Annotated in this window: 3 protein-coding genes and 1 pseudogene; all 4 read left to right on the top strand. The window is 65.0% G+C overall.

The window, feature by feature from the left end:
• Positions 1 to 147, top strand: a pseudogene (locus BLX41_RS34240) (UDP-glucuronate 5-epimerase); the annotation flags it as partial.
• 57 nt (positions 148 to 204) lie between these two features.
• The gene (locus BLX41_RS02465) at positions 205 to 957 is read left to right on the top strand and encodes a sugar transferase (RefSeq protein WP_123723634.1); all 753 of its coding nucleotides are present in this window, start codon (positions 205 to 207) and stop codon (positions 955 to 957) included.
• A gap of 1 nt (position 958) precedes the next feature.
• Entirely contained in the window at positions 959 to 1,603 is a 645-nt protein-coding gene (locus tag BLX41_RS02460; protein ID WP_123723633.1) for a CpsD/CapB family tyrosine-protein kinase, read from the top strand.
• 22 nt (positions 1,604 to 1,625) lie between these two features.
• Positions 1,626 to 2,645, top strand: coding sequence for a polysaccharide biosynthesis/export family protein (locus tag BLX41_RS02455; protein WP_123723632.1), 1,020 nt, complete (start codon positions 1,626 to 1,628; stop codon positions 2,643 to 2,645).
• The last annotated feature ends 73 nt before the right edge of the window (positions 2,646 to 2,718 follow it).

Here is a 2,718-nt window from a genome sequence, read left to right as displayed (position 1 = left end):
CTGCAGCCCGGTGACGTGCTCAACACCTGCGCCGACGTCAGTGCCCTGGAAAACCTCACCGGCTTCGGCCCCCAGGTGACCCTGGAAGAAGGCCTGAAGCACTTCGTTCAGTGGTACCTGAGCTACTACCCGGGCAGCGCGTCCTGAGCCCGCGCCCCTCGGCGCTTTTACCCAACCTTTGCCATGGAAGTATTCCCGGTGGATATGGAAAGACCCTTCTCATCGCCTGCGACCGAGGTGCCGGCGCCTGCTCGCATCGACCGGCGCAACGATCCGTTCCGGCGCAAGGTCCAGGCCGCCATCGAGCTGCAACAGCACGGCTGGATCAGCGGCCGCGACGGCGGCCGGCCCTGGACCCTGTCGCGCAGCAAGCGCCTGACCTCGGCGCTGCTGGCGGCCACGCTGCTGGTGCTGCTGTCGCCGGTGCTGTTGACGGTCGCGCTGTTGATCAAGCTCACCAGCCCCGGGCCGGTGTTCTTCGTGCAACTGCGCACCGGTTTTCGTGGCCGGCGCTTTGGCATGTACAAGTTCCGCACCATGGTGGTCAACGCCGAGGCCTTGAAGGACTCGGTGCGCCACCTGAACAAGCACGGCGCCGACTCGGTGGATTTCAAGATCGACCGTGACCCGCGGATCACCGGCATCGGCGGCTTTCTGCGGCGTACCAGCCTCGACGAGCTGCCGAACCTGATCAACGTGGTGCTCGGCCAGATGCGCATCGTCGGCCCGCGCCCCACCTCGTTCCACGCCCAGACCTACAAGGAGCACCACCTCGGCCGCCTGAGCATCTATCCCGGGATCACCGGCCTGTGGCAAGTGTCCGGACGCAGCGACGTGGACTTCGATGGTCGGGTCACCCTCGACATGACCTACATCTTTCAGCAGAGCCCCTGGCTCGACCTGAAGATCCTGATCAAAACCCCTTTCAAGGTCCTCAATGGCCATGGAGCAAGTTGAAATGGCGGCAGCAACCTTTGCCAGTCTGAAGATCCAGCGTCCCAGCGAAAGCAACCTGGCGGTGACCGTGCTCGACCAGGAGCTGCGGGTGATCCTGCTGACGGCGGCCAACCGCAACAGCGGCATCACCAGCAGCAGCCTGAGCATGGCCAGCGAACTGGCCCGCACCAGCCGCGGCCGGGTATTGCTGGTGGACACCAGCCTTTCGGACAACAGCCTGACCCGGCGCCTGGATCTGGGCGAGCGCCCGGGCTTTCTCGACCTGGCCCTGGCCGATGTCCCGCCGCTCCTGTCGGCGTGCATCGAAAGCGGCGACGAGCTGGACTTCGATTTCCTGCCCCTGGGCCGCCGCCAGCAATACGCCGAGCGCCTGACCCCGGAACTGCTGCAGGAACTGTTGCAGGCCCTGGCCTCGGACTATCGCTTCGTGATCATCGACGGCGACCCGGTCTACAGCAGCGGCGACATCCTCACCCTGAGCACCCAGGTGGACGGCGTGGTGCTGGTGGTGCGCAGCGAGGAAACCCGTTGGGAAGTGGCCCAGGCCGCGGCGCAGCGCTTGATCCAGGCCGAGGCGAAGCTGATCGGCAGCGTGTTCAACGCCCGCAAGTACTACATGCCCAAGTGGGTTTATGACCGTCTCTGACCGGCACAAGGACCGTGTAACCATGAACAAGCCAAGACTCTCCCTGCTGGGCCTGTCGTTGCTGGCCGCCCTCGGCGGCTGCGTCAACCGCGAGCCGCAGCAGATGCCGGTGCAGATCCTCAGCGCCCCGGCCGATCAGGCCCAGCTTACCGAGGTCATGCCCATCGAGCAGGTCCTGCGCCCGCAGGACGTGCTGGACGTGATCTTCCATATCGGCACCACCAGCCAGCAGCGCTACCTCGTGCAGCCCGGCGATCAGGTGGACGTGAACTTCCTCACCGCGCCGGAGCTGGGGGGCAGCAAGCTGGTCCTACCCGACGGCAGCATCGACATGCCCTACGTCGGCAATATCCAGGTCGCCGGGCTGTCCGCCGAACAGGCGCGCCAGGCCCTGGAAGCCCAGTACGCCAAGGTCCTGAAGAAGCCGCAGATCAATTTCTCGATCTCCCACGCCATGGCCCAGCTGGACAACCTGCGCACCAGCCTGACCAACCCGGCCACCGGCCTGAGCCGGGAGATCGTGGTGGGTTCCGATGGCCGCGCCAGCTTCCCGCTGCTGGGCAGCCTGTCCTTGCAGGGCAAGAGCCTGAGCGAGCTGCAGACCCTGATCAACCAGCGCTATGCCAAGGAAGTGGGACAGGTGAGCGTCGACGTGCTGCTCAAGACCACCGCCGCCAACGAAGTGTTCGTCATGGGCGAAGTGGGCCAGCCCGGAGCCTATCCGATCCGCCGGCCGATCTCGGTGCTCGAAGCCCTGACCCTGGCCAAGGGCGCCGGCCCCACCGCGCGCCTGGACTCGGTGGTGATCATGCGGCGCAAGGGCAATCAGGTCGAAGCCCGGGTCTATGACGCCGATGCGGCGCTGGACGGCAAGGCCCTGCAGTTCGCCTACCTGCAGCCGGACGACATGCTCTACGTGCCCAAGACCCGCCTGGCCAAGGCCGGCGCCCTGAGCAAGCAACTGGCTGACGTGATCATGTTCCAGGGTGTCGGGTTCAGCTTCGGCTACCGCGTCGACAACAAAGAAACGAACAACAACTGAGTTCCCTCTTGATGACCAAGATCGAAAACTACCTGCACGAGTTTCTGCTCGTGTTCTTTGTCAATCGACGCCT

This window comes from Pseudomonas protegens (assembly GCF_003732485.1).
Lineage (GTDB): Bacteria > Pseudomonadota > Gammaproteobacteria > Pseudomonadales > Pseudomonadaceae > Aquipseudomonas > Aquipseudomonas protegens_B.
Note: the sequence above shows the minus strand (reverse complement) of the source record. Positions and strands in the feature narration are given on the sequence as shown.

Excerpts from the sequence above, each read along its gene's own strand:
- BLX41_RS02465 (WP_123723634.1), top strand. The coding sequence starts at position 205 with ATGGAAAGACCCTTCTCATCGCCTGCGACCGAGGTGCCGGCGCCTGCT.
- BLX41_RS02460 (WP_123723633.1), top strand. The coding sequence starts at position 959 with ATGGCGGCAGCAACCTTTGCCAGTCTGAAGATCCAGCGTCCCAGCGAA.
- BLX41_RS02455 (WP_123723632.1), top strand. The coding sequence starts at position 1,626 with ATGAACAAGCCAAGACTCTCCCTGCTGGGCCTGTCGTTGCTGGCCGCC.